Origin of the sequence: Bacteroides sp. 1_1_14, from assembly GCF_000162515.1 — a bacterium.
Taxonomy (GTDB): domain Bacteria; phylum Bacteroidota; class Bacteroidia; order Bacteroidales; family Bacteroidaceae; genus Bacteroides; species Bacteroides thetaiotaomicron.
In genome coordinates this window covers 113,139-134,553 of the sequence record NZ_GG774709.1, presented here as the reverse complement: position 1 = coordinate 134,553, position 21,415 = coordinate 113,139, and the positions used below count along the sequence as shown (strand labels likewise).

At 46.1% G+C, this 21,415-nt stretch carries 15 protein-coding genes and 2 pseudogenes; 12 read left to right on the top strand and 5 right to left on the bottom strand.

What is annotated here, in order from left to right; translation table 11 throughout:
- Window positions 1-63 precede the first annotated feature (63 nt).
- The 12 genes and pseudogenes from epsC (at window position 64) to queG (ending at window position 15,740) form a co-directional block, all read left to right on the top strand.
- On the top strand, window positions 64-966 hold the full coding sequence (epsC, locus tag HMPREF9007_RS06095) for a serine O-acetyltransferase EpsC (RefSeq protein WP_008762864.1): 903 nt from the start codon (window positions 64-66) through the stop codon (window positions 964-966).
- Window positions 967-982: 16 nt separating this feature from the next.
- Window positions 983-2,428: a THUMP domain-containing protein gene (locus tag HMPREF9007_RS06100; protein WP_008762863.1), complete on the top strand. Its 1,446-nt coding sequence runs from the start codon at window positions 983-985 to the stop codon at window positions 2,426-2,428.
- 209 nt (window positions 2,429-2,637) lie between these two features.
- Complete coding sequence (locus HMPREF9007_RS06105) at window positions 2,638-4,836, top strand: S9 family peptidase (protein WP_008762862.1); 2,199 nt, start codon at window positions 2,638-2,640, stop codon at window positions 4,834-4,836.
- Between the two features lie 73 nt (window positions 4,837-4,909).
- On the top strand, window positions 4,910-6,184 hold the full coding sequence (purD, locus tag HMPREF9007_RS06110) for a phosphoribosylamine--glycine ligase (RefSeq protein ID WP_008762861.1): 1,275 nt from the start codon (window positions 4,910-4,912) through the stop codon (window positions 6,182-6,184).
- Window positions 6,184-7,194: a hypothetical protein gene (locus tag HMPREF9007_RS06115; RefSeq protein WP_008762860.1), complete on the top strand. Its 1,011-nt coding sequence runs from the start codon at window positions 6,184-6,186 to the stop codon at window positions 7,192-7,194. Before purD ends, HMPREF9007_RS06115 begins: the two co-directional genes overlap by 1 nt.
- Entirely contained in the window at window positions 7,179-7,658 is a 480-nt protein-coding gene (locus HMPREF9007_RS06120) for a YqaA family protein (protein WP_008762859.1), read from the top strand. The genes HMPREF9007_RS06115 and HMPREF9007_RS06120 overlap by 16 nt, the downstream gene beginning before the upstream one ends.
- 39 nt (window positions 7,659-7,697) lie before the next feature.
- On the top strand, window positions 7,698-8,420 hold the full coding sequence (mnmD, locus tag HMPREF9007_RS06125; protein ID WP_008762858.1) for a tRNA (5-methylaminomethyl-2-thiouridine)(34)-methyltransferase MnmD: 723 nt from the start codon (window positions 7,698-7,700) through the stop codon (window positions 8,418-8,420).
- Between the two features lie 2 nt (window positions 8,421-8,422).
- Complete coding sequence (locus HMPREF9007_RS06130) at window positions 8,423-9,349, top strand: zinc ABC transporter substrate-binding protein (RefSeq protein ID WP_008762857.1); 927 nt, start codon at window positions 8,423-8,425, stop codon at window positions 9,347-9,349.
- A 59-nt stretch (window positions 9,350-9,408) separates the two neighbouring features.
- Window positions 9,409-10,200: a metal ABC transporter ATP-binding protein gene (locus tag HMPREF9007_RS06135; protein WP_008762856.1), complete on the top strand. Its 792-nt coding sequence runs from the start codon at window positions 9,409-9,411 to the stop codon at window positions 10,198-10,200.
- A gap of 418 nt (window positions 10,201-10,618) precedes the next feature.
- Window positions 10,619-13,992: pseudogene (locus HMPREF9007_RS06140) on the top strand (DUF2723 domain-containing protein).
- Window positions 13,993-14,094: 102 nt separating this feature from the next.
- Window positions 14,095-14,709 carry a polysaccharide deacetylase family protein gene (locus HMPREF9007_RS06145; protein WP_008762855.1) on the top strand — a complete coding sequence of 205 codons (615 nt, stop codon included), beginning with the start codon at window positions 14,095-14,097 and terminating at the stop codon, window positions 14,707-14,709.
- Window positions 14,709-15,740 carry a tRNA epoxyqueuosine(34) reductase QueG gene (queG, locus tag HMPREF9007_RS06150; protein ID WP_008762854.1) on the top strand — a complete coding sequence of 344 codons (1,032 nt, stop codon included), beginning with the start codon at window positions 14,709-14,711 and terminating at the stop codon, window positions 15,738-15,740. The genes HMPREF9007_RS06145 and queG overlap by 1 nt, the downstream gene beginning before the upstream one ends.
- A 118-nt stretch (window positions 15,741-15,858) precedes the next feature.
- On the opposite strand, the gene HMPREF9007_RS06155 is transcribed toward queG, so the two are convergent.
- From HMPREF9007_RS06155 to HMPREF9007_RS06175, 5 genes and pseudogenes are all read right to left on the bottom strand, one after another.
- Window positions 15,859-16,923 carry a BACON domain-containing carbohydrate-binding protein gene (locus tag HMPREF9007_RS06155; RefSeq protein ID WP_032850618.1) on the bottom strand — a complete coding sequence of 355 codons (1,065 nt, stop codon included), beginning with the start codon at window positions 16,921-16,923 and terminating at the stop codon, window positions 15,859-15,861.
- A 14-nt stretch (window positions 16,924-16,937) separates the two neighbouring features.
- Complete coding sequence (locus tag HMPREF9007_RS06160) at window positions 16,938-18,269, bottom strand: DUF4302 domain-containing protein (protein WP_032850617.1); 1,332 nt, start codon at window positions 18,267-18,269, stop codon at window positions 16,938-16,940.
- Window positions 18,270-18,281: 12 nt separating this feature from the next.
- Window positions 18,282-19,196, bottom strand: coding sequence for a putative zinc-binding metallopeptidase (locus HMPREF9007_RS06165; RefSeq protein WP_008762851.1), 915 nt, complete (start codon window positions 19,194-19,196; stop codon window positions 18,282-18,284).
- A gap of 14 nt (window positions 19,197-19,210) precedes the next feature.
- Window positions 19,211-20,764, bottom strand: a complete 1,554-nt coding sequence (locus tag HMPREF9007_RS06170; RefSeq protein WP_008762850.1) for a RagB/SusD family nutrient uptake outer membrane protein — start codon at window positions 20,762-20,764, stop codon at window positions 19,211-19,213.
- A gap of 34 nt (window positions 20,765-20,798) precedes the next feature.
- Window positions 20,799-21,415: pseudogene (locus HMPREF9007_RS06175) on the bottom strand (SusC/RagA family protein); the annotation flags it as partial.

Below are 21,415 nucleotides of genomic sequence, written 5' to 3'. Positions count from 1 at the left end.
CTCAACGAAATTTATTATTTTTTTAATACCTTTGTCCCCATATAAACATGAGTAACTGACCTAATGAGTCCATTGAACTTTACCCACATTCTGACACAGGCAGTCGATGAGCTATCGGAAAGCGAATCTTACAAAGGGCTGTTTCATCAACATAAAGATGGCGAACCATTGCCCTCTGCTAAAGTTTTGTATGAAATTATCGAGCTTTCACGTGCCATTCTCTTCCCCGGATACTACGGAAATTCCACCATCAACAGCCGGACAATCAATTATCACATCGGTGTAAATATCGAAAAGTTATTTGACTTGCTCACAGAGCAAATCCTGGCCGGACTATGTTTCAGTACGGCAGAAGGAGACTGCAACGTCTGCTCGGAGTCGAGAAGAGAAGAAGCCGCCCGACTGGCTGCGAACTTTATCAGCAAACTACCCGCCATGAGAAGAATACTGGCTACGGACGTAGAAGCCGCCTACAACGGTGACCCCGCTGCCAAAAGCTACGGTGAAGTAATTTTCTGCTATCCCGCCATTAAGGCAATCAGCAATTATCGTATTGCGCACGAACTGCTGGAACTGGGTGTTCCCCTGATTCCTCGCATGATCACGGAAATGGCTCATAGCGAGACGGGTATCGATATCCATCCGGGAGCGAAGATAGGCAGTCACTTTACCATAGACCACGGAACGGGTGTCGTGATCGGTGCTACAAGCATCATCGGGAACAATGTCAAATTATATCAGGGTGTCACCCTAGGAGCAAAAAGCTTCCCGCTGGATGCCGACGGAAAACCGATCAAGGGTATCCCCCGCCACCCGATACTGGAAGACAATGTCATAGTCTACTCCAACGCCACCATCCTTGGAAGAATTACTATCGGAAGCGACGCAACCGTAGGAGGAAATATCTGGGTAACGGAAAACATTCCCGCCGGAGCAAAGATTGTACAGACAAAAGCAAAGAAATAAAATCAATAAACTATATATGAGCGAACAATTCGAGATGATAGCCAAGACCTTCCAGGGACTGGAAGAGATACTTGCTGAAGAACTTACAACATTGGGAGCCAACGATATCCAGATAGGACGTCGCATGGTTTCATTTACAGGAGACAAGCGTATGATGTACAAGGCAAATTTCTGCCTCCGTACTGCTATCCGCATTCTAAAACCGATCAAGAATTTTACGGCAAAGGATGCTGATGAAGTTTACAACCAGATACAGGCCATTCCATGGGAAGAGTATCTTGATGTAAACAAGACGTTTGCAATAGACGCGGTTGTATTCAGCGAAGAATTCCGCCATTCAAAGTTCGTTTCGTACAAAGTGAAGGACGCCATCGTGGACTATTTCCGTGAAAAGACAGGCAAACGCCCGTCGGTACGCATCAATAATCCGGATGTACTACTCAATATCCATATTGCACATACCACTTGTACGTTGTCTCTGGACTCTTCCGGAGAGTCGCTTCATCGTCGCGGATACCGCCAGGAACAGGTAGATGCTCCGTTGAACGAAGTATTGACTGCCGGTATGCTTCTGATGACAGGATGGCGCGGTGAATGTGACCTGATTGACCCGATGTGCGGTTCGGGCACGATTCCTATAGAAGCTGCACTGATCGCAAGAAACATCGCTCCGGGAGTATTCCGCAAAGGATTCGCATTCGAGAAATGGGTGGATTTCGATTCGGAGATGTTCGATGAGATTTACAATGATGATAGTCAGGAGCGCGAATTCACCCATAAGATTTACGGATATGATAACAGTCCGAAAGCGAATGAAATAGCGACGCATAATATAAAAGCGGCGGGTGTATCCAAAGATGTGACGCTGAAACTGCAACCGTTCCAGCAATTCGAACAGCCGCAGGAGAAGTCCATCATCGTGATGAATCCTCCTTATGGCGAACGTATCTCTACCAATGACCTGCTCGGACTGTACCAGATGATTGGCGAACGTCTGAAGCATGCATTTGTAGGAAACGAGGCTTGGGTACTCTCTTATAGAGAAGAATGCTTCGATCAGATCGGGCTGAAACCAAGCAAGAAAGTGCCGTTGTTCAATGGCGCATTGGAATGCGAGTTCCGCAAATACGAGATTTTCGACGGGAAATATAAGGAGTTCAAGAGTCAGGAGGGAGAAGGGGAAGAGAAGAAAGAGACTGAAGGAGGCTATGATACTCCCAGACCCAGAGAAAGAAAGGAATTCAAACCACGCAGAGAAGGCGAGTACAAGCCACGTCGAGAAGGGGAGTTCAAACCTCGTAAAGAAGGAGACTTCAAGCCGAGACGGGAAGAAGGAAGCTTTACCCGGGATGACAGGGACAGAAAGCCTAGAGGCGAGTTCCGTGGGGAAAGAGATTCAAGAGCTCCAAGAGAATTCAGAGGAAATCGGGAGCCCAGGATACCGAAGAAGGAAGAAGAGTAATTTCATAGATAGTTAACGGCATCTCACTAAAAAAATGCCATTAACTTATTGATAGACAATATAAGGTCGCATCTTGCGATCTTATCATTTGATGAGTAAGAAAGCGAATTGAATATCTCGAAAAAGACGTATCATCCGACAGAGAAAGACAACTCTCCTGAACAGGGTAAAATAGAAGGATTTAAAACCAATAAAGATAAATAAAAGCAATGAGTAAAATTGGAAAAAGAGCCATTCTGATATTGCTGGCGCTACCAATCGGATTCAATGTTATGGCACAGGAAATCAAAAAGCTGACACTGGAAGACTTGATTCCGGGTGGCGAGACCTACCGTTATGCAGAAAACCTCTACGGTCTGCAATGGTGGGGAGACGTGTGTATCAAACCAAGTACCGACACCATCTACACTGTTCAACCCAGAACAGGGAAAGAGACAGTGCTGACTACCCTCGGACAAATCAACAAAGTACTGGCAGACAATAAAGCAGGGAAACTGCCGACCCCGTACTCAATCCGCTACCCGTGGGCGGACAAACCGCAAATGTTACTGAAAATATCCGGTAAGTATATCGTATACGATTTCGAGAACAACCGGATTGTCAGCACACTGAAGCTGAAAGATAAAGCAGCCAACGAAGATTATTGCGTCGCCAACGGAAACGTAGCCTACACAGTCAACAACAACCTGTATGTGAACGAACAGGCAATCACCGACGAACCCGAAGGCATCGTCTGCGGGCAATCCGTCCACCGCAATGAATTCGGCATCAACAAAGGTACCTTCTGGAGCCCGAAAGGCAACCTGCTCGCTTTCTACCGCATGGACGAAAGCATGGTGACGCAATACCCACTTGTAGACATCACCGCACGTGTAGGAGAAGTGAATAACGTCCGTTACCCGATGGCAGGAATGACCAGCCACCAAGTAAAAGTAGGCGTCTACAACCCCTCCACCGGTAAGACCATCTATCTGAATGCAGGTGATCCGACCGACCGTTACTTCACCAATATCAGCTGGTCACCGGACGAAAAGAGCATCTACCTTATCGAACTGAACCGCGACCAGAACCATGCCGTACTTTGCCAATATGACGCAACGACAGGCAAGTTACTGGGCAAACTGCTGGAAGAAACGCACCCCAAGTATGTAGAGCCTCAGCACCCCATCGTATTCTTACCGTGGGACAGCAATAAATTCATCTACCAGAGCCAGCGTGACGGATATAACCATCTATATTTATGCGACCTCACCTCCAGCCTCAAAGGCGAATGGAAAAGCGATGCCGCAGGCGGCAAGCATATCGAATACATCCCGACGAAGCAACTGACCGAAGGCAAATGGCTGGTAGGCGACATTCTGGGCTTCAACGCCAAGAGGAAAGAAGTCATCTTCCAAGGAGTGGATGGTACAGGCTCCAATAACTTTGCAGTAAATGTCAACACAGGAAAGCGCAGCCTCCCGTTCAGCTTCCGTTCTACCACAGAAGGAGAACATAACGGAATGCTCAGCGCATCGGGAAGCTACCTCATCGACCGTTATTCGACTCCTACCCTTCCGCGCCGCATTGACATCGTGGATACCAAAAGCCTAAAAACAGTCAACCTGCTGACAGCCAAGGACCCATACGAAGGCTACGAGATGCCGACCATCGAAACCGGTACTATCAAAGCCGACGATGGAACGACCGACCTATACTACCGCCTCACCAAACCCACAGATTTCGACCCGAACAAAAAGTATCCGGTCATCGTCTACGTATACGGCGGCCCGCACGCACAACTCGTCACCGGCGGCTGGCTGAACGGCTCCCGCGGATGGGATATCTATATGGCTAACAAAGGCTATATCATGTTCACCCTCGACAACCGCGGCAGTGCCAACCGTGGACTGGAATTCGAAAACGCCACCTTCCGCCGCCTCGGCATCGAAGAAGGCAAAGACCAGGTGAAAGGCATTGAATTTCTGAAATCCCTCCCCTACATAGACGGAAACCGCATCGGTGTACACGGATGGAGCTTCGGAGGCCACATGACCACTGCCCTGCTGCTCCGCTACCCCGAAATATTCAAGGTAGGCGTAGCCGGCGGACCTGTCATCGACTGGGGATATTACGAAGTGATGTACGGCGAACGTTATATGGACACTCCGGAAAGCAATCCGGAAGGCTACAAAGAATGTAACCTGAAGAACCTTGCCGGACAACTGAAAGGTCATCTGCTCATTATCCATGACGACCACGATGACACTTGCGTACCGCAGCACACACTGTCGTTCATGAAAGCCTGTGTAGATGCCCGCACCTACCCCGACCTGTTTATCTATCCGTGCCACAAGCACAACGTATCAGGCCGCGACCGTGTACATCTGCACGAGAAAATCACCCGATACTTTGAGCAAAACCTATAGCAACCTATAATTGACAGCTCACAGCATCACACCGAAAAACTCATAACTGAAAACTCATAACTTAATACTCATTATGAAGATATTATTACTAGGCTCGGGCGGCCGCGAACATGCACTGGCATGGAAAATTGCCCAAAGTCCGAAAGTTGAAAAGCTGTACATCGCTCCGGGAAACGCCGGAACAAACGCCGTAGGCGAGAATGTCAACATCAAAGCTACCGACTTTGAAGCGATCAGCGCTTTCGCCCTGAAAGAAAACATCGGAATGGTAGTAGTAGGTCCCGAAGACCCGTTGGTAAAAGGCATCTACGATTACTTCCAGAACCGTCCCGAACTGAAACATATCGCCGTTATCGGTCCGTCCGCCAACGGAGCACAGCTGGAGGGCAGCAAGGAGTTTGCCAAAGGCTTCATGATGCGTCATCAAATCCCGACGGCCCGATATAAAAGTATCACAGCCGAAAATCTCGAAGAAGGTCTGGCTTTCCTCGAAACGCTGGAAGCCCCATACGTGCTGAAAGCTGACGGGCTCTGTGCCGGAAAAGGCGTTCTGATCCTCCCCACACTGGACGAGGCAAAGAAAGAACTCAAGGAAATGCTTGCCGGTATGTTCGGCTCCGCATCGGCAACAGTCGTTATTGAAGAGTTCCTGAGTGGTATCGAATGTTCCGTATTCGTGCTTACCGACGGCGAACACTACAAAGTCCTCCCCGTAGCGAAAGACTACAAGCGTATCGGTGAAGGCGACAAAGGGCTCAACACTGGTGGTATGGGCAGCGTGACTCCGGTTCCGTTTGCCGACGAAGAATTCATGGAAAAAGTACGTACCCGCATCATCGAACCTACCATCAACGGACTGAAAGAAGAAAATATCGTCTACAAAGGCTTCATCTTCCTCGGACTGATCCGGGTAAAAGGCGAACCGATGGTGATCGAATATAACGTCCGCATGGGCGACCCGGAGACGGAAAGCGTGATGCTCCGCATCCAGAGCGACCTCGTGGAATTGCTGGAAGGTACAGCCGCAGGCAACCTTGACGAAAAGACGCTGGTCATGGACCCGCGCTCGGCAGGTTGTGTGATCCTTGTGAGCGGCGGTTATCCCGAAGCATACGAAAAAGGCTTCCCTATCAGCGGTCTGGAACAGGCTGCCGCTACCGAAAGCATCATTTTCCATGCCGGAACAGCCATGAAAGACGGACAAATCGTAACGAACGGAGGACGTGTGATCGCCGTCTGCTCTTATGGCGCAACGAAGGAAGAAGCGCTGGCACAGAGCTATAAAGTGGCAGATATGATCGACTTCGACAAGAAATATTTCCGTCGCGATATCGGATTCGACTTATAATGAAAAGCAAGAGACTACAAGGTTTGGTCACAGCAGGGCGGTGGACACTCCCTGCTGCGATTTTCATCTGCACCCTTTGTTGGGTGCTGACCTCTGTCCTATTGCCCGAACTCACCATGACAGCGGGCGAAGAAGGCGGTTCCGTGCTTTGGCAGTCTGCCCGCACGTTGCTGCTCCCCGCATGGGCGGAGCATCTTGTCAGTTTCTTGATTTACGCGGCTATCGGCTATTTCCTGATCGAGCTGAACAACCGGTTCAGTATCATCCGTATGCGGGCTTCCGTGCAGACAGCTATCTATTTTCTGCTGGTCACCGTCTGTCCGGAGATGCACCTGTTATATGCCGGAAACGTTGCCGCCATAACCTTTTTATTCTCCATCTATTTCCTGTTCAAGAGTTACCAGCAGGCACAGGCGTCAGGATATCTGTTCTACTCGTTCCTGTTTATCGGTGCAGGGAGCATTCTCTTTCCCCAGCTCACCTTCTTCTCGGTGCTCTGGTTGTTTGAGGCGCACCGCTTTCAGTCACTTACGTTCCGTAGTTTCTGTGGCGCGCTGGTAGGATGGACAATGCCCTACTGGATGCTGTTCGGACACGCTTTCTTCTACGATCAGATAGAGCTGTTCTATCATCCTTTCAAAGAACTGGCTACTTTTGGAGATATATTCAACCTACAGATACTCCAGCCGTGGGAGCTGGCGACTCTCGGCTATCTGTTTGTATTGTTCATCGTCAGCGCCGCTCATTGCGTCGTTGCCGGATTCGAAGATAAGATACGTACGCGCGCCTATTTACAGTTTCTCATAGACGTGACACTCTTTCTCTTCGTACTGATTGTGCTACAGCCGTCACAATGCAGCAATCTCTTGCCGTTGCTCATGATAAGCAACAGCATACTGATCGGCCACCTTTTTGTGCTGACCAACAACAAAACATCGAATATATTCTTCATTGTTGCCACGGTCTGCCTCATCCTTTTATTTGGTTTTAACGTATGGACGCTTTTATAGACTCAACGATACAACTCCTCATCGAATGGGGACTTCCGGGATTGTTTATCTCGGCCTTACTCGCAGGGAGTATTGTACCATTCAGTTCCGAACTGGTGTTGGTAGCACTGGTAAAACTTGGACTGCCACCCACTGCCTGTATACTGGCTGCCACCCTCGGCAATACGGCAGGCGGAATGACCTGCTACTATATGGGGCGCCTGGGCAAAATAAGCTGGATTGAGAAATACTTCAAAGTAAAGAAGGAGAAAGTAGACAAGATGGTAAGATTCCTGCAAGGAAAAGGAGCATTGATGGCATTCTTCGCTTTTCTACCGGCCATCGGAGAGGTGATCTCCATCGCACTGGGATTTATGCGAAGTAATATATGGCTTACCACCGCCTCCATGTTTGTCGGCAAACTGATACGTTACATTCTGCTTCTGTACGTACTGGAAAGCGCATGGAACGTCGTTGCGGGATGAAATAATAGGTAATAAGTAACAGGTAATAAGTTTTTTGAGATGAAAAGAGTGATTGAAAAGACTGATGACGGGAGCGCCACCCTATTTGTTCCGGAATTGAATGAACATTATCATTCGACCAAAGGAGCACGTACGGAGTCCCAGCATATTTTCATCAACATGGGACTGAAAGCCTCCGCTGCCCCCTCTCCGCATATTCTGGAGATCGGTTTCGGAACGGGGCTGAATGCTTGGCTTACACTTGAAGAAGCAGAAAGAAGCGGACGTAACGTACATTATACAGGACTTGAACTCTACCCGTTGGAATGGCAGATGGTGGAGCAACTGGGATATATAGAACAACCAGCAGCTATCGGCCTGTTCAAAGCAATCCATACATCGCCGTGGGAAGAAGAAATATCCTTTACCCCACACTTCACTCTCTGCAAAGTACAAGCCGACGTTAATGAATGGACTACCCAGCGCAGCTATTCTCCATTATCCATTATCCATTATCCATTATCATTTGACGTTATCTATTTCGACGCCTTCGCTCCGGAAAAGCAGCCGGAAATGTGGTCGCAGGAACTATTTAACCGTTTATATGTTTTATTAAATGAAGGAGGTATCCTCACCACTTATTGTGCCAAAGGAATCATCCGACGTATGTTACAGGCCGCAGGCTTTACCGTAGAGCGCCTTCCCGGTCCTCCGGGAGGAAAGCGGGAAATACTACGTGCCCGAAAACTGGAACAGAATCAACCCCCGATATTAATACAATAGTCATGAAACAACAACTAAAAGATTTGAAAACACTCCTTCTTCTCGGCTCCTGCCTCCTGTTGGCAGCCTGCACGGGTCGCACGTCCAAAGCAAGCGGCAGCGAAGAAGCGAAACCGGTCATTACCGTCACTATCGAACCGCAGCGCTACTTCACGGAAGCGATTGCCGGTGATAAATTCACGGTAGTCAGCATGGTCCCGAAAGGTTCCAGTCCGGAGACATACGACCCTATTCCTCAGCAACTTGTCTCTTTGGGAGACAGCAAAGCCTATCTCCGCATCGGCTACATCGGCTTCGAGCAGACTTGGATGGACCGACTGATGAATAACACCCCTCATATCCAAGTATTCGACACCTCGAAAGGCATAGACCTGATTCTGAACAACGGTGAGCACAACCACGCAGCAGGACATCATGACCACGACGGGCACAACCACGCCGTAGAGCCACATATATGGAACTCTACCGCCAACGCCCTCATCCTTGCCGGAAACACATTCAAGGCACTTTGTATGCTCGACAAGCCTAACGAAGCATATTACCTGGCACGTTACGACTCCCTCTGCCAACGTATCCAGCACACCGACAGCCTCATCCGCCGGCAACTTTCCGCTCCGGAATCGGCCAAAGCCTTTATGATTTACCATCCGGCTCTCTCCTACTTTGCCCGTGACTACGGCCTGCATCAGATTTCAATCGAAGAAGGAGGCAAAGAACCTTCGCCCGCCCATCTGAAAGAACTGATAGACCTGTGCAAATCGGAGAAAGTAAGCGTCATCTTCGTCCAACCGGAGTTCGACAAGCGCAACGCGGAAACCATCGCACAGCAAACCGGCACAAAGGTAGTCCCCATCAACCCGTTAAGCTACGACTGGGAAACGGAAATGCTGAACGTAGCCAAAGCTCTCACACCTATGGATCCCGAATAACAACGGGCCTCCATAGCGTTAATGACCGAATGATACATAAACGAAGTAATTCTCCAAACATGAAACCGATTATCGAAATAAAGAACCTTGCTGCCGGATACGACGGCCGTACCGTACTCCACGACATCAACCTGAACATTTACGAACGGGACTTTCTGGGCATCATCGGTCCGAACGGAGGCGGTAAGACAACACTCATCAAGTGCATCCTCGGTCTGCTGAAACCGACAGCCGGAGAAATCATCTTCCATGCCCCTACAGAAGCATCCTCCCACTCTCAACTTTCCACTTCCAACTCTCCACTTTCCCTCGGCTATCTGCCGCAATATAACACCATCGACCGGAAATTCCCGATTTCGGTAGAGGAAGTGATACTTTCCGGACTAAGTATCCAGAAATCCCTCACCTCCCGTTTCACTCCCGAGCAAAGAGAAAAAGGCAAGCATATCATCACCCGCATGGGACTCGAAGGGCTCGAACACCGTTCCATCGGACAGCTTAGCGGCGGGCAACTGCAACGCGCACTGCTGGGACGTGCCATCATCTCCGACCCTTCGGTACTGATTCTTGACGAACCCAGCACGTATATCGACAAACGCTTCGAAGCCCGGCTCTACGAACTGCTGGCGGAGATTAACAAAGAATGCGCCATCATCCTTGTCAGTCACGACATCGGCACTGTACTGCAACAAGTGAAATCCATTGCCTGCGTCAACGAGACACTGGATTACCACCCTGACACGGGCGTCTCCACAGAATGGCTGGAAAGAAACTTCAACTGCCCCATCGAACTGCTGGGACACGGCACGTTGCCACACCGCGTTCTCGGTGAACATCATCATCATCACTAAACATTCATTTGCCGGTGCTACATCAAAGAACGGCTGCACCGCATATCAGTCATTTACAACGGTCACATCAAGCAGCAACAACTGACTTCTCAACTGTTAATGATTGAGATGTCAGATGTTAATAGTTGACATCTCAGGTATTAACAGTTGAGAAGTCAGCTATTAATGTCTGACAACGCAAGTATTATTAACCAATAAATGATTCAATGCTTAATATAAAAGATACAAAATTAGTATCTTTATACCTACTGTTGTTTATACTGTTTAGTGATTCCCCCGTTTCACTAAAAGGGCATAAGATAAAGTAAATCACCTTTCCGTTACTTAATATTTCTTACTTTCTGCCTCATTATCCTTACAAATCACTATCTTTGCGCCCACGTAATCTGTTTTTTAACGAAAAATCTAGATAGTGCTAATGAAACAGTACAGAACTATAAACAACCTCGTGGGTTGGATTACATTCATCATTGCGGCAACGGTCTACTGCCTGACAATAGAACCGACCGCAAGTTTTTGGGACTGTCCCGAGTTTATAACTACCGGTTATAAACTGGAAGTAGGACACCCGCCCGGCGCACCTTTCTTCATGCTGGTAGCGAACCTGTTCTCTCAATTCGCCTCCGATGTAACCACCGTAGCGAAGATGGTAAACTACATGAGCGCACTGATGAGCGGTGCCTGTATCCTGTTCCTTTTCTGGAGCATCACCCATCTGGTACGCAAACTGGTAATCACCGACGAGAACAACATCACGAAAGGACAACTTATCACTGTCATGGGTAGCGGACTGGTCGGCGCACTGGTCTACACCTTCAGCGACACCTTCTGGTTCTCTGCCGTAGAAGGCGAAGTATATGCTTTCTCCTCCCTCTTTACAGCCGTTGTATTCTGGCTGATTCTGAAATGGGAAGATGTAGCCAACCAGCCCCACAGCGACCGCTGGCTGATCCTGATCGCTTATCTGACCGGACTGAGTATCGGTGTTCACTTGCTGAACCTCCTCTGTCTGCCGGCAATCGTATTGGTGTACTACTACAAGAAAACTCCGAACGCCACTGCCAAAGGCTCATTGCTCGCCCTGCTCGGATCGGGCGTACTCGTAGCAGCCGTGCTTTATGGCATCGTGCCCGGTATCGTTAAAGTCGGCGGCTGGTTCGAACTGCTGTTTGTCAACGGACTCGGCATGTCGTTCAACTCCGGCGTCGTTGTCTATATCATTCTGCTCGCCGCCGCCCTTATCTGGGGTGTGTACGAAAGCTACACCGAAAAGAGCAGACTCCGCATGGCCATCTCATTCATTCTGACCATCGCCCTGCTGGGTATTCCATTCTACGGACACGGCGTAAGCAGCATCCTTATCGGTGTCGTAGTGATCGCAATTCTTGGCATCTACCTTGCTCCGCAAGTACAGGAAAAGATCAAAGAGAAATGGCGCATCTCCGCCCGTACCATGAATACGGCATTGCTGTGCACCATGATGATCGTGATCGGTTATTCCTCTTATGCACTGATCGTGATCCGTTCTACCGCCAACACACCGATGGACCAGAACTCTCCGGAAGATATCTTCACGCTGGGCGAATACCTCGGCCGTGAACAATACGGAACCCGTCCTCTCTTCTACGGTCCTGCTTTCTCCTCGAAAGTGGCACTCGACGTGAAAGACGGATACTGCGTTCCCCGCCAGTCACAGACGGGAAGTAAATACGTCCGCAAAGAAAAGACTTCACCGGACGAAAAAGACTCATACATCGAACTGCCGGGACGTATCGAATACGAATACGCGCAAAATATGCTTTTCCCCCGTATGTACAGCTCCGCGCACTCCTCACTCTACAAGCAGTGGGTAGACATCAAGGGACATGACGTCCCATACGACCAATGCGGCGAAATGGTGATGGTGAACGTACCGAACCAATGGGAAAACATCAAGTTCTTCTTCTCCTACCAGCTCAACTTCATGTACTGGCGCTACTTTATGTGGAACTTTGCCGGACGGCAGAACGACATTCAGAGCAGCGGAGAAATAGAACACGGTAACTGGATCACCGGAATCCCGTTTATCGACAATCTGCTGGTGGGCAACCAGGAATTGCTTCCGCAGGACCTCAAAAACAACAAAGGACACAACGTATTCTACTGCCTGCCGCTGCTGCTCGGCCTGATCGGACTCTTCTGGCAAGCATACCACAGCCAGCGGGGTATCCAGCAATTCTGGGTGGTGTTCTTCCTGTTCTTTATGACAGGTATCGCCATCGTGCTCTACCTTAACCAGACACCTGCGCAGCCGCGTGAACGTGACTATGCGTATGCCGGTTCGTTCTACGCCTTCGCCATCTGGGTAGGTATGGGAGTCGCAGGTATCATCCGTATGTTACGCGATTACTGCAAGATGAAAGAAGTTCCGGCTGCCGCTCTCGCATCAGTACTCTGTCTGCTTGTCCCCATCCAGATGGCCGGACAGACATGGGACGACCACGACCGTAGCGGACGCTTTGTTGCCCGTGACTTCGGTCAGAACTATCTGATGACCTTGCAGGAAGAAGGAAATCCGATCATCTTCACCAATGGTGACAACGATACTTTCCCGTTGTGGTACAATCAGGAGACAGAAGGTTTCCGTACCGATGCACGTACCTGTAACCTCAGCTACCTGCAAACCGACTGGTACATCGACCAGATGAAACGTCCCGCTTACGACTCTCCGTCACTCCCGATCACTTGGGATCGTGTGGAATACGTCGAAGGCCAGAACGAATACATCCCCATCCGTCCGGAAGTAAAGAAGAATATCGACCAGATGTATGCACAGGCAGACAGCGCGCTCGAAAACGGAAATCCGGAAGCGATGAACGAACTGAAAGAACAGTTCGGAGAAAACCCGTATGAACTGAAGAATATCCTCAAATACTGGGTTCGTTCGGATAAGGAAGGGCTGCGCGTCATCCCTACCGACAGCATCGTAATGAAGATCGACAAGGAAGCTGTCCGCCGTTCCGGCATGAAAATACCGGAAGCATTGGGCGACTCCATCCCCGAATACATGACCATCTTGCTGAGAGACGCCAACGGCAACCCGAAACGCGCCCTCTACAAGAGCGAACTGATGATGCTCGAAATGCTTGCCAACGCCAACTGGGAACGTCCCATCTACATGGCTATCACCGTAGGCAGTGAAAACCACCTCGGCATGGACAACCACTTCACGCAGGAAGGTCTGGCATACCGCTTCACTCCGTTCGATACGGACAAGCTGAACAGCAAGATCGACAGCGAAAAGATGTACGACAACCTGATGAACAAGTTCAAGTTCGGCGGCATCGAGAAACCGGGCATCTACATCGACGAAAACGTAATGCGTATGTGCTACACACACCGGCGCATCTTCACACAGCTCGTAGGACAGCTCATCAAAGAAGGCAAAAAGACAAGGCACTCGCCGCACTCGACTACGCCGAGAAGATGATCCCGTCATACAACGTACCGTATGACTGGGCAAACGGCGCCTTCCAAATGGCGGAAGCCTACTACCAGCTGGGACAAAACGAAAAAGCGAACAAGATCATCGACGAACTTGCCAACAAGTCTCTCGAATACATGATCTGGTATCTCAGCCTGACTGATTACCAACTTTCCATCGCCAGCGAAAACTTCATGTACAACGCAGGACTGCTTGACGCAGAAGTACGCCTGATGGAGAAATACAAATCAGAAGAATTGGCTAAACATTACTCGGAACAACTCGACCAGCTATACAATGAGTACGTTGCGAGAATGAAAGGGAAATAAAAACTAAGTAATAAGTATTAAGTAATAAGTAATAAGCTGCGCCATAAGCCGCACAGTTATTACTTATTACCTATTACCTGTTACTTATTAATAAAGACTCTTATGTTTATAGAACAACCACCTTGGTTCTTCCGAGCGCTGTATCCACAAGCCATCTTCCGGATGGACCCAAACGAACGGGCTGTCTACCTGACTTTTGACGACGGTCCTATCCCGGAAGTAACCCCTTGGGTACTGGAGCTACTGAAGAAACACGATATTAAAGCTACCTTCTTCATGGTAGGCGACAATATCCGCAAACACCCAGACGAATACCGGATGGTGGTAGAACACGGACACCGCATCGGCAACCATACCTTCAACCACATCCGCGGCTTTGAATACTCCAATCCGGATTATCTGGCCAACACCAGACGGGTAGACGAAATTATCCACTCGGACTTGTTCCGCCCGCCACATGGGCACATGGGATTCCGGCAATATTACACTCTTCGCCACCATTACCGTATCATTATGTGGGACCTCGTAACCCGTGACTACAGTAAGCAAATGCGCCCGGAACAGGTACTGAATAACGTAAAACGCTACGTACGCAACGGTTCCATCATCACCTTCCACGACTCTCTGAAATCGTGGAACAACGGGAATCTGCAATATGCCCTCCCCCGTGCCATCGAATTTCTGAAAGCGGAGGGCTATGAATTCAAGGTATTTTAATGGAAAAGCTCCTCTCCTCAGACCGAATTAAAGCCGAAGCACTACGCCTCGGCTTTTCCGCCTGCGGACTGGCGCCTGCCGAAGCTGTGGATGAAACTGTGGCTACCGCCTTCCGTCAATGGCTGGCGGACGGTTGCCAGGCAGAGATGGCGTATATGCAGAATTATGAGGATAAACGGCTCGATCCGCGCTTGTTGGTGGAAGGGGCACGTACGGTGATCAGCGTTGCGCTAAACTATTATCCGGCAAAAAAACTTCCCGAAGGTGAGTATCAGATTGCATGGTATGCCTACGGGAAAGATTATCACGATGTGATGAAGGGGAAATTGAAGGAACTTTTTGAGTTTATAGAGAAAGAAGTTTCATTCTCCAAAGAAACAGACAGTACTATCGCCTCGACAAACAATATCGGCACATATACTGAAAACTACGCCTCAGCACCCCAAGCCCCAGTATCCCAAACCTCCGCTTCTCCGCTTCAAGGCCGCATATTCTGTGATACCGCTCCCATACTCGAACGTTATTGGGCATGGCGTACCGGCTTGGGATGGATAGGAAAGAATACACATCTCATCATTCCTCACGCCGGCTCCTGCTTCTTCTTAGGGGAAATTATTCTTGATAGGGAAGCTGACAATTATGACTCTCCACAACGAAATCAATGCGGTTCGTGTACACGTTGCCTGGATGCCTGCCCGACAAAAGCGCTGGAAGCCCCTTTCAGGCTCAATTCCGAGAGATGTCTTTCTTATCTTACCATTGAGTATCGTGGGGAACTTTCGCTCAATGTAGGCAAAAAAATGGGTAATAAAATATATGGCTGTGACGAATGCCTGAAAGCTTGCCCTTGGAATCGCTTTGCCACTCCTTGCCGGACAGCCGAATTTCAACCGTCTCCTTCTTTGTTAAGTATGAGGAAGGATGATTGGCATTCGCTGAGTGAGGAGCAATATAAAACCATTTTCAAAGGTAGTGCAGTGAAAAGGGCTAAGTATGGTGGATTGATGCGTAATATAAAGATTATTAAATAAATATTTAAATATTAAGAGCTACTACCTTACGATAATAGCTCTTAGGATCAATTAATGCAAGTTCTTCTCATAACAAACAGTTAAACCACTATATAAAAATAGTATTTCATGCAAAATATTATTCAGCATATTGCATCAAAATAGCAGGAAAATCAATAGAAAGTCCTGCATAATTTGCAGGAGACGGAACTCTTCCCTTAAATAATCCCATTGACATATATGCATCTGTAATATAAGCTAACGCAACCTGCCCATCATTCATTAATACAGGAGAAAGAATAATTTTTCCCTGTAAATACAAACCATCATCAGTTTTAGTTATTATTGAGCCGTACATCACTCCTCCTTGCCCATCAGACAAAGCATAATTTTGCTGCTGTGGAGTGGTTATAGCTAAAGCTCCATCTTGATAGGTGACCGCTAAAACAATCGTTGCTCCCAACAGCCTTGTCATTGGTAGCTGGAATATATAGCCATTACCACCCGGATTTTTAACAATTTGAGTATTTTCCTCTAATGAAAGAACTTGATTAATACCAAATGCTGTAGCAACGACTTTCACAACACCTGTCCATTGTCCCAATAAGTCATCAATATCGTACTGCAATAAAGCATATTCAATTTCACGAATGCCAGTAGTCACTTTTACAATGGCCGAACGAATTTTACCAGTGAGATTCTCTTTTGCAATAAACTTAAATCCATCACTCGTCATTTCATAGGATAACCATTGAGAAGCATCTGCTGGAATAGATACCTGAATAGGCAAATTACTCGACATTTCAACAGGGACCTCCTCTGCAGCATCTGTCAATGTGAAATAGGTAGCATCTCTATTATATTTCCAAATAGCTCCTTCCTGCAGTATGGTTGCTTGCTGCGTACTCACACCATCAGTTAAAACGATTTGTGCGCTACGCCCCGGATAACCCGTATTAGCATCTACAGAAATGGAAACTTTACGATCTGCAACTTCGATTACCTGACACCAATCGGCATTCACCGTAGCCGTGACAGTTCCAGTTGCTGCAAATTCGACAGTTCCAGTGCCACCACTAGCTTTCATATCCAAATCTGATTTTATAATTGTCAATTTTACAGTGGCAGCATCGTCATCTGAAGAACATCCTGCAACAAAAAATAAGCAGAATATTATTAAGTATAAATTCAGTATATTTTTCATAATCTAGTTTTTATTTATTCCTCAACTTTCATAAAGACCATCTCTCCATACATACGTGCCACCCCTTGAACATATGAACTTTGACTATAATCAGGTGCCGAATAGCGGTCGAAGGCCATATAATCAGCTTTTGCACCACCTACTGCTTCGAATACCCCATCATCCTCAAATGTAAATCCAAACGGAGACTGTTGTACATTTGCCACAAAACCAAACATCAGACCTGCCTGATAACTAATATATGTAGGATAAAATCCCATGGCATAACAATATGTAGTACATCCCAAATAATATCCTGATATATAACCTACCTTTTGAGTCTTAAAGGACATAATTCCTTCACCTCTATCATAATCGAGCACTATATCACCAATTAGTCCCTTGAGAATATAACTCTTATTTTCTACATCCTCTATAATAGATATTGGTAATTCTTCGTCTGTCAAATTATTATCTTTATACATCTTGCAGGTAAGAGTATAATTACCTAGATAATCATTATATTTAATATATCCCTCCGGATAAATTCCTTTCATTTTAACGTTAGTTGCCCCCTCGTCAGTACAAGTAAAAAGCTCGGAGGAAGGGTCCCACACAAAATTTTGCACAGTTACTCCTGCCAGTGAAACTGGTTCCCGGAAACGAAAGCCATCGGTTGTAAAAAGGAAAGGAGATTGCTCTTGTACAATGTTACCACCATCATTATAGGCTATAACAAAAGTATAATTACTTCGCTGCGTCATACCAACTAAATTTCCATCAACCAACAACTGATATTGTATAAAGAAAGCATTCTCTTCTACGTCATTCACAGAGTTTATATATGCCTCCCAGTTCAAATCATCCGGAAGCGCATACATTACTATCGTATTTCCATACTTTTTGCCCTGCATTACAATTTTTTCGGCTGAAGCTTCTTTTATAATAAACTCATAATCTCCTTGCAGGTTGGCATTCGGGTTGGAACCGCCGCCTTGTGGCTTGGCATATGCATGAATAAAAGCATTATAAGTGTCGAATGTAAGCATAGTAGCTTCCTCCGATACAACCTTATAAAGAGAGGAAATAGTCTCATCGCCTTCATATCCTTGAGATGCCATTGTAACTCGCTGACCATCAAACTTACACAGAAGAGTTATGCCACCCAAAGCATAGTCCTGACCTATGTAATATTCCATTCTCCAACCATTAGACGCCGATTCTAATAGCTCACTATATTGCTTCACTTCCTCTGTTGCACGATTCGCTGAAGAATCATCAAAATAATCCTCTTCTTGGAAAAGACAGGATTGCAAACCAAAGCATACAAGAGCCATCAACAAATAAATCATTATATTCTTTTTCATAATCTTCCTGTTTTATTCAATAGTACTTAAATCCAGCTCCGGAATTTCTTGCTGACGCCTTAACACAATCTCACGCAAATCATCTAAATTAATGCCCCAAGTTTCAAGCATATAATTGTATACAATAGTAAACTTCTGATTAATAATAGCCGCTCCGGCAGTTCCGGCAACCTTTAGCATATTATCCCAGTAAGCCTGATCGTGAGTAACATACATGGCGATATTCTCTACAAAATCTTCTCTTGCCTCACTCATCGCATATGCCGTCACAAATCCTTCCGGCCATGCATCCGCATCCTCTCGCAAATATGAATTTCCATTTTCAGCAACATAGAAATACCAGTCGGAACCAACATATTTTCCTTCGGTAATGCGATCAAACGATGGGTCATAATTACGCTTCTGATGCAGGATATGTGCAAATTCATGGTGCATCGTCTTAAAGTAATACTCATTCAAAACTTCGATATCGACATTCTCAAAGTCCAGACTGTTCACTTCGTACAATGTTATCTTCTTTCCTCCCTCGGCAGTACCCAACACCTTCGTACCACTACTATCATAAGCCGGAGAACCTATCAAGTGAAAAGTTTTTGGCACATAAGACCGAAGAAAAGCCGGTCCGGCAAGTTCAGTATATGCCTCCATCCATACATGCTTGATAATCTTGGCCAAGGCAACCGATTTATCGTAATCCGCCGGTACCAGATTATATTTATGATCACTTTCAATATCCTGCATACGATACTTAAAATCAACGTTATACGGATATGTATAATTAGCAAGCAACCATTCATCAAAACCATTATGTTCCATTGGCTCTGTTGAAAAAATACTATGCTTGGTGTCAATATCATCGCCATTATTACAGGCTCCCCAAAGAATGGGCAAAACAGCCGTTAGTATATAAATATAATATTTCTTCATATTATTTCCTCCTTTTAATTTTCAGTACGTGGATTGGGTTGCATTCCTGCCAGAACTACACTCTTAGGAATTTGCATAGCACGTCTTGCGTCATTTACCGGCATTTCATCTGTTACGACTATATTGTTATTAGCAATAGAACGGCGATAGATAACAATTCCATAACGTTTAATATCCGGCCAGCGCAGACCTTCATGCAAAGTAGCAATACGTCTCATATGCAGAATGCAGTGAATAAAGTTCTCCTGTATACCTGATTCAATAGTAAAATCAGGCTGAAGCTTTTTCTTGGGAGTCGGATTTTGTGTCGGATTGTAATAATCCATCTTATCATAATACTCATTTATCATCTCCGGAGTTAAAGTTTGCTTATTAGAAGTATATGCTTTCTCCCATGTAGTAAGATCTGCAGCAGCCATTGGATAGTTCTTTTTCAGCGTATAAGCCTCAGCCCTGCAAAGCAAAGTCTCGTCTGTAGAGAAAATCACAGGCATATAATACAGGTAGTCACCAGCATAATAACCGCCCTTTCTCAACATACTGCATTCATAGCCCGATGTTGTAAAAGGCTGCATATACATGCGGTCAGGGATACCCCATAATCCGGAAGAACGTGATGTTTCGTAAGAAGCAATTAACTTATTATGTAGATAACGTTTTCCTGTCATGTAATTACTCAGAATAATACCCCAGTTAGATACGGTACTACCTATCAACAAGTTAGCCTTACTTGTAGAAGCAATATATGCGTCGGGCTGTACATTATCATTAGCAGAGAGTTTTCCCAACGCTTCCCAATCCCGTAATTCGGCAGCAGGATCACTTCCCAACACACGATCTGCATATTTTATCACCTCATCACAATTAGAAAAGTCAGGCTTCATATAATAAAGATAGAAACGTGCAGCAAAAGCATATGCAGCTTTCCTTGTGAAATGATATTTCGGCACAGAATAACTATCATCGGAAATAAGAGCCATACCATCTAATAAGTCCTTCTCAATCTTCTCATAAGTCTCCTGCAAAGTACCCCGCCCGTATTGTGGTTGCACAGTTGTTTCAACTTTAGTCATATAAGGAATACCTAATTCCTGTGATGCATGAGTATTATAAGCATTACAAAAAATATTTGCTAATACAAAATGATTGTACGCCCGACAAACAAGAGCCTCTCCTCGCTGCGGCATCAACGATTCCGGATTTCCCCGTTTCTCAATCTCTTCCAAAGCCATGTTAGCAGAAGCAATAGCTATATAATGGGTTTCCCAAAGATTTGTAGGTGTATCCTGATATTCTTCCTGGGTATCTTTCCAGTTATAGCACTCTTCCTCAGATAACTTATAATAAGAATATCTGGCACTGTTATCGTCGGTATTATCACTATAAAGTTCAAACAGTTCATTCGCAGATCCTTCCGGATAAGCAGAAACAAGCATTTTAGCTATTTTTTGCTCAGAATTCAGCTCCGTCCGGTTATCTGGTAATTCGTCGAGAAAATCATTACAAGAGCTACCGACAATAGCAAGCGTTGCGATGAACAATGGAATATATAATTGATTTCGTCTCATCTTTAATCTTTTTTTTATTATTAAAATCATTCTCTTACAATCCTAAACGCAGAGTTAATGTAAACTGACGTGGCACCGGTGAAGCTACACCACCAGTATTAAAGAATTCAGGATCTTGACCATTCAATTTCTTATCTGCATAAATAAGGAATAAATTAGTTGCCTGTAACTTCAAAGAAAGATTGGAAATCTTCGCAGCAGAAATCCAGCTCTTAGGAAACTCATAAGAAAGTGAGATTTCTTTCATACGGATAAAATCACCTTTTGCAATTCGCTCTGTAGAATAATTGTAAGCATTGTAAGCTTTATACAATGTTCGGTTTGCTTCATATTGCGGATTACTCAAGATTGCAGGAATATTAGTCTTTGCCTCATCCCCAGAAAGCGTCCAACGATTCTTGAATTCACGAGGCATAGCACTCAAATCGGAATATTTATAATTAAAATATGGATTCAAACGAACAACATTACCAAATGAATAAGTCATGAATACATTGAGTTTAAACCCTTTATATGCAAAAACGTTACCGAAACTACCAGTTATTGTAGGATCTGTCGGACCTTCATATTTCAATAATCTAACTTCTCACGTTCCTGGAAATTAATATCAGTCGATGTTATATTTCCATTGATATCGAACATAGGAATACC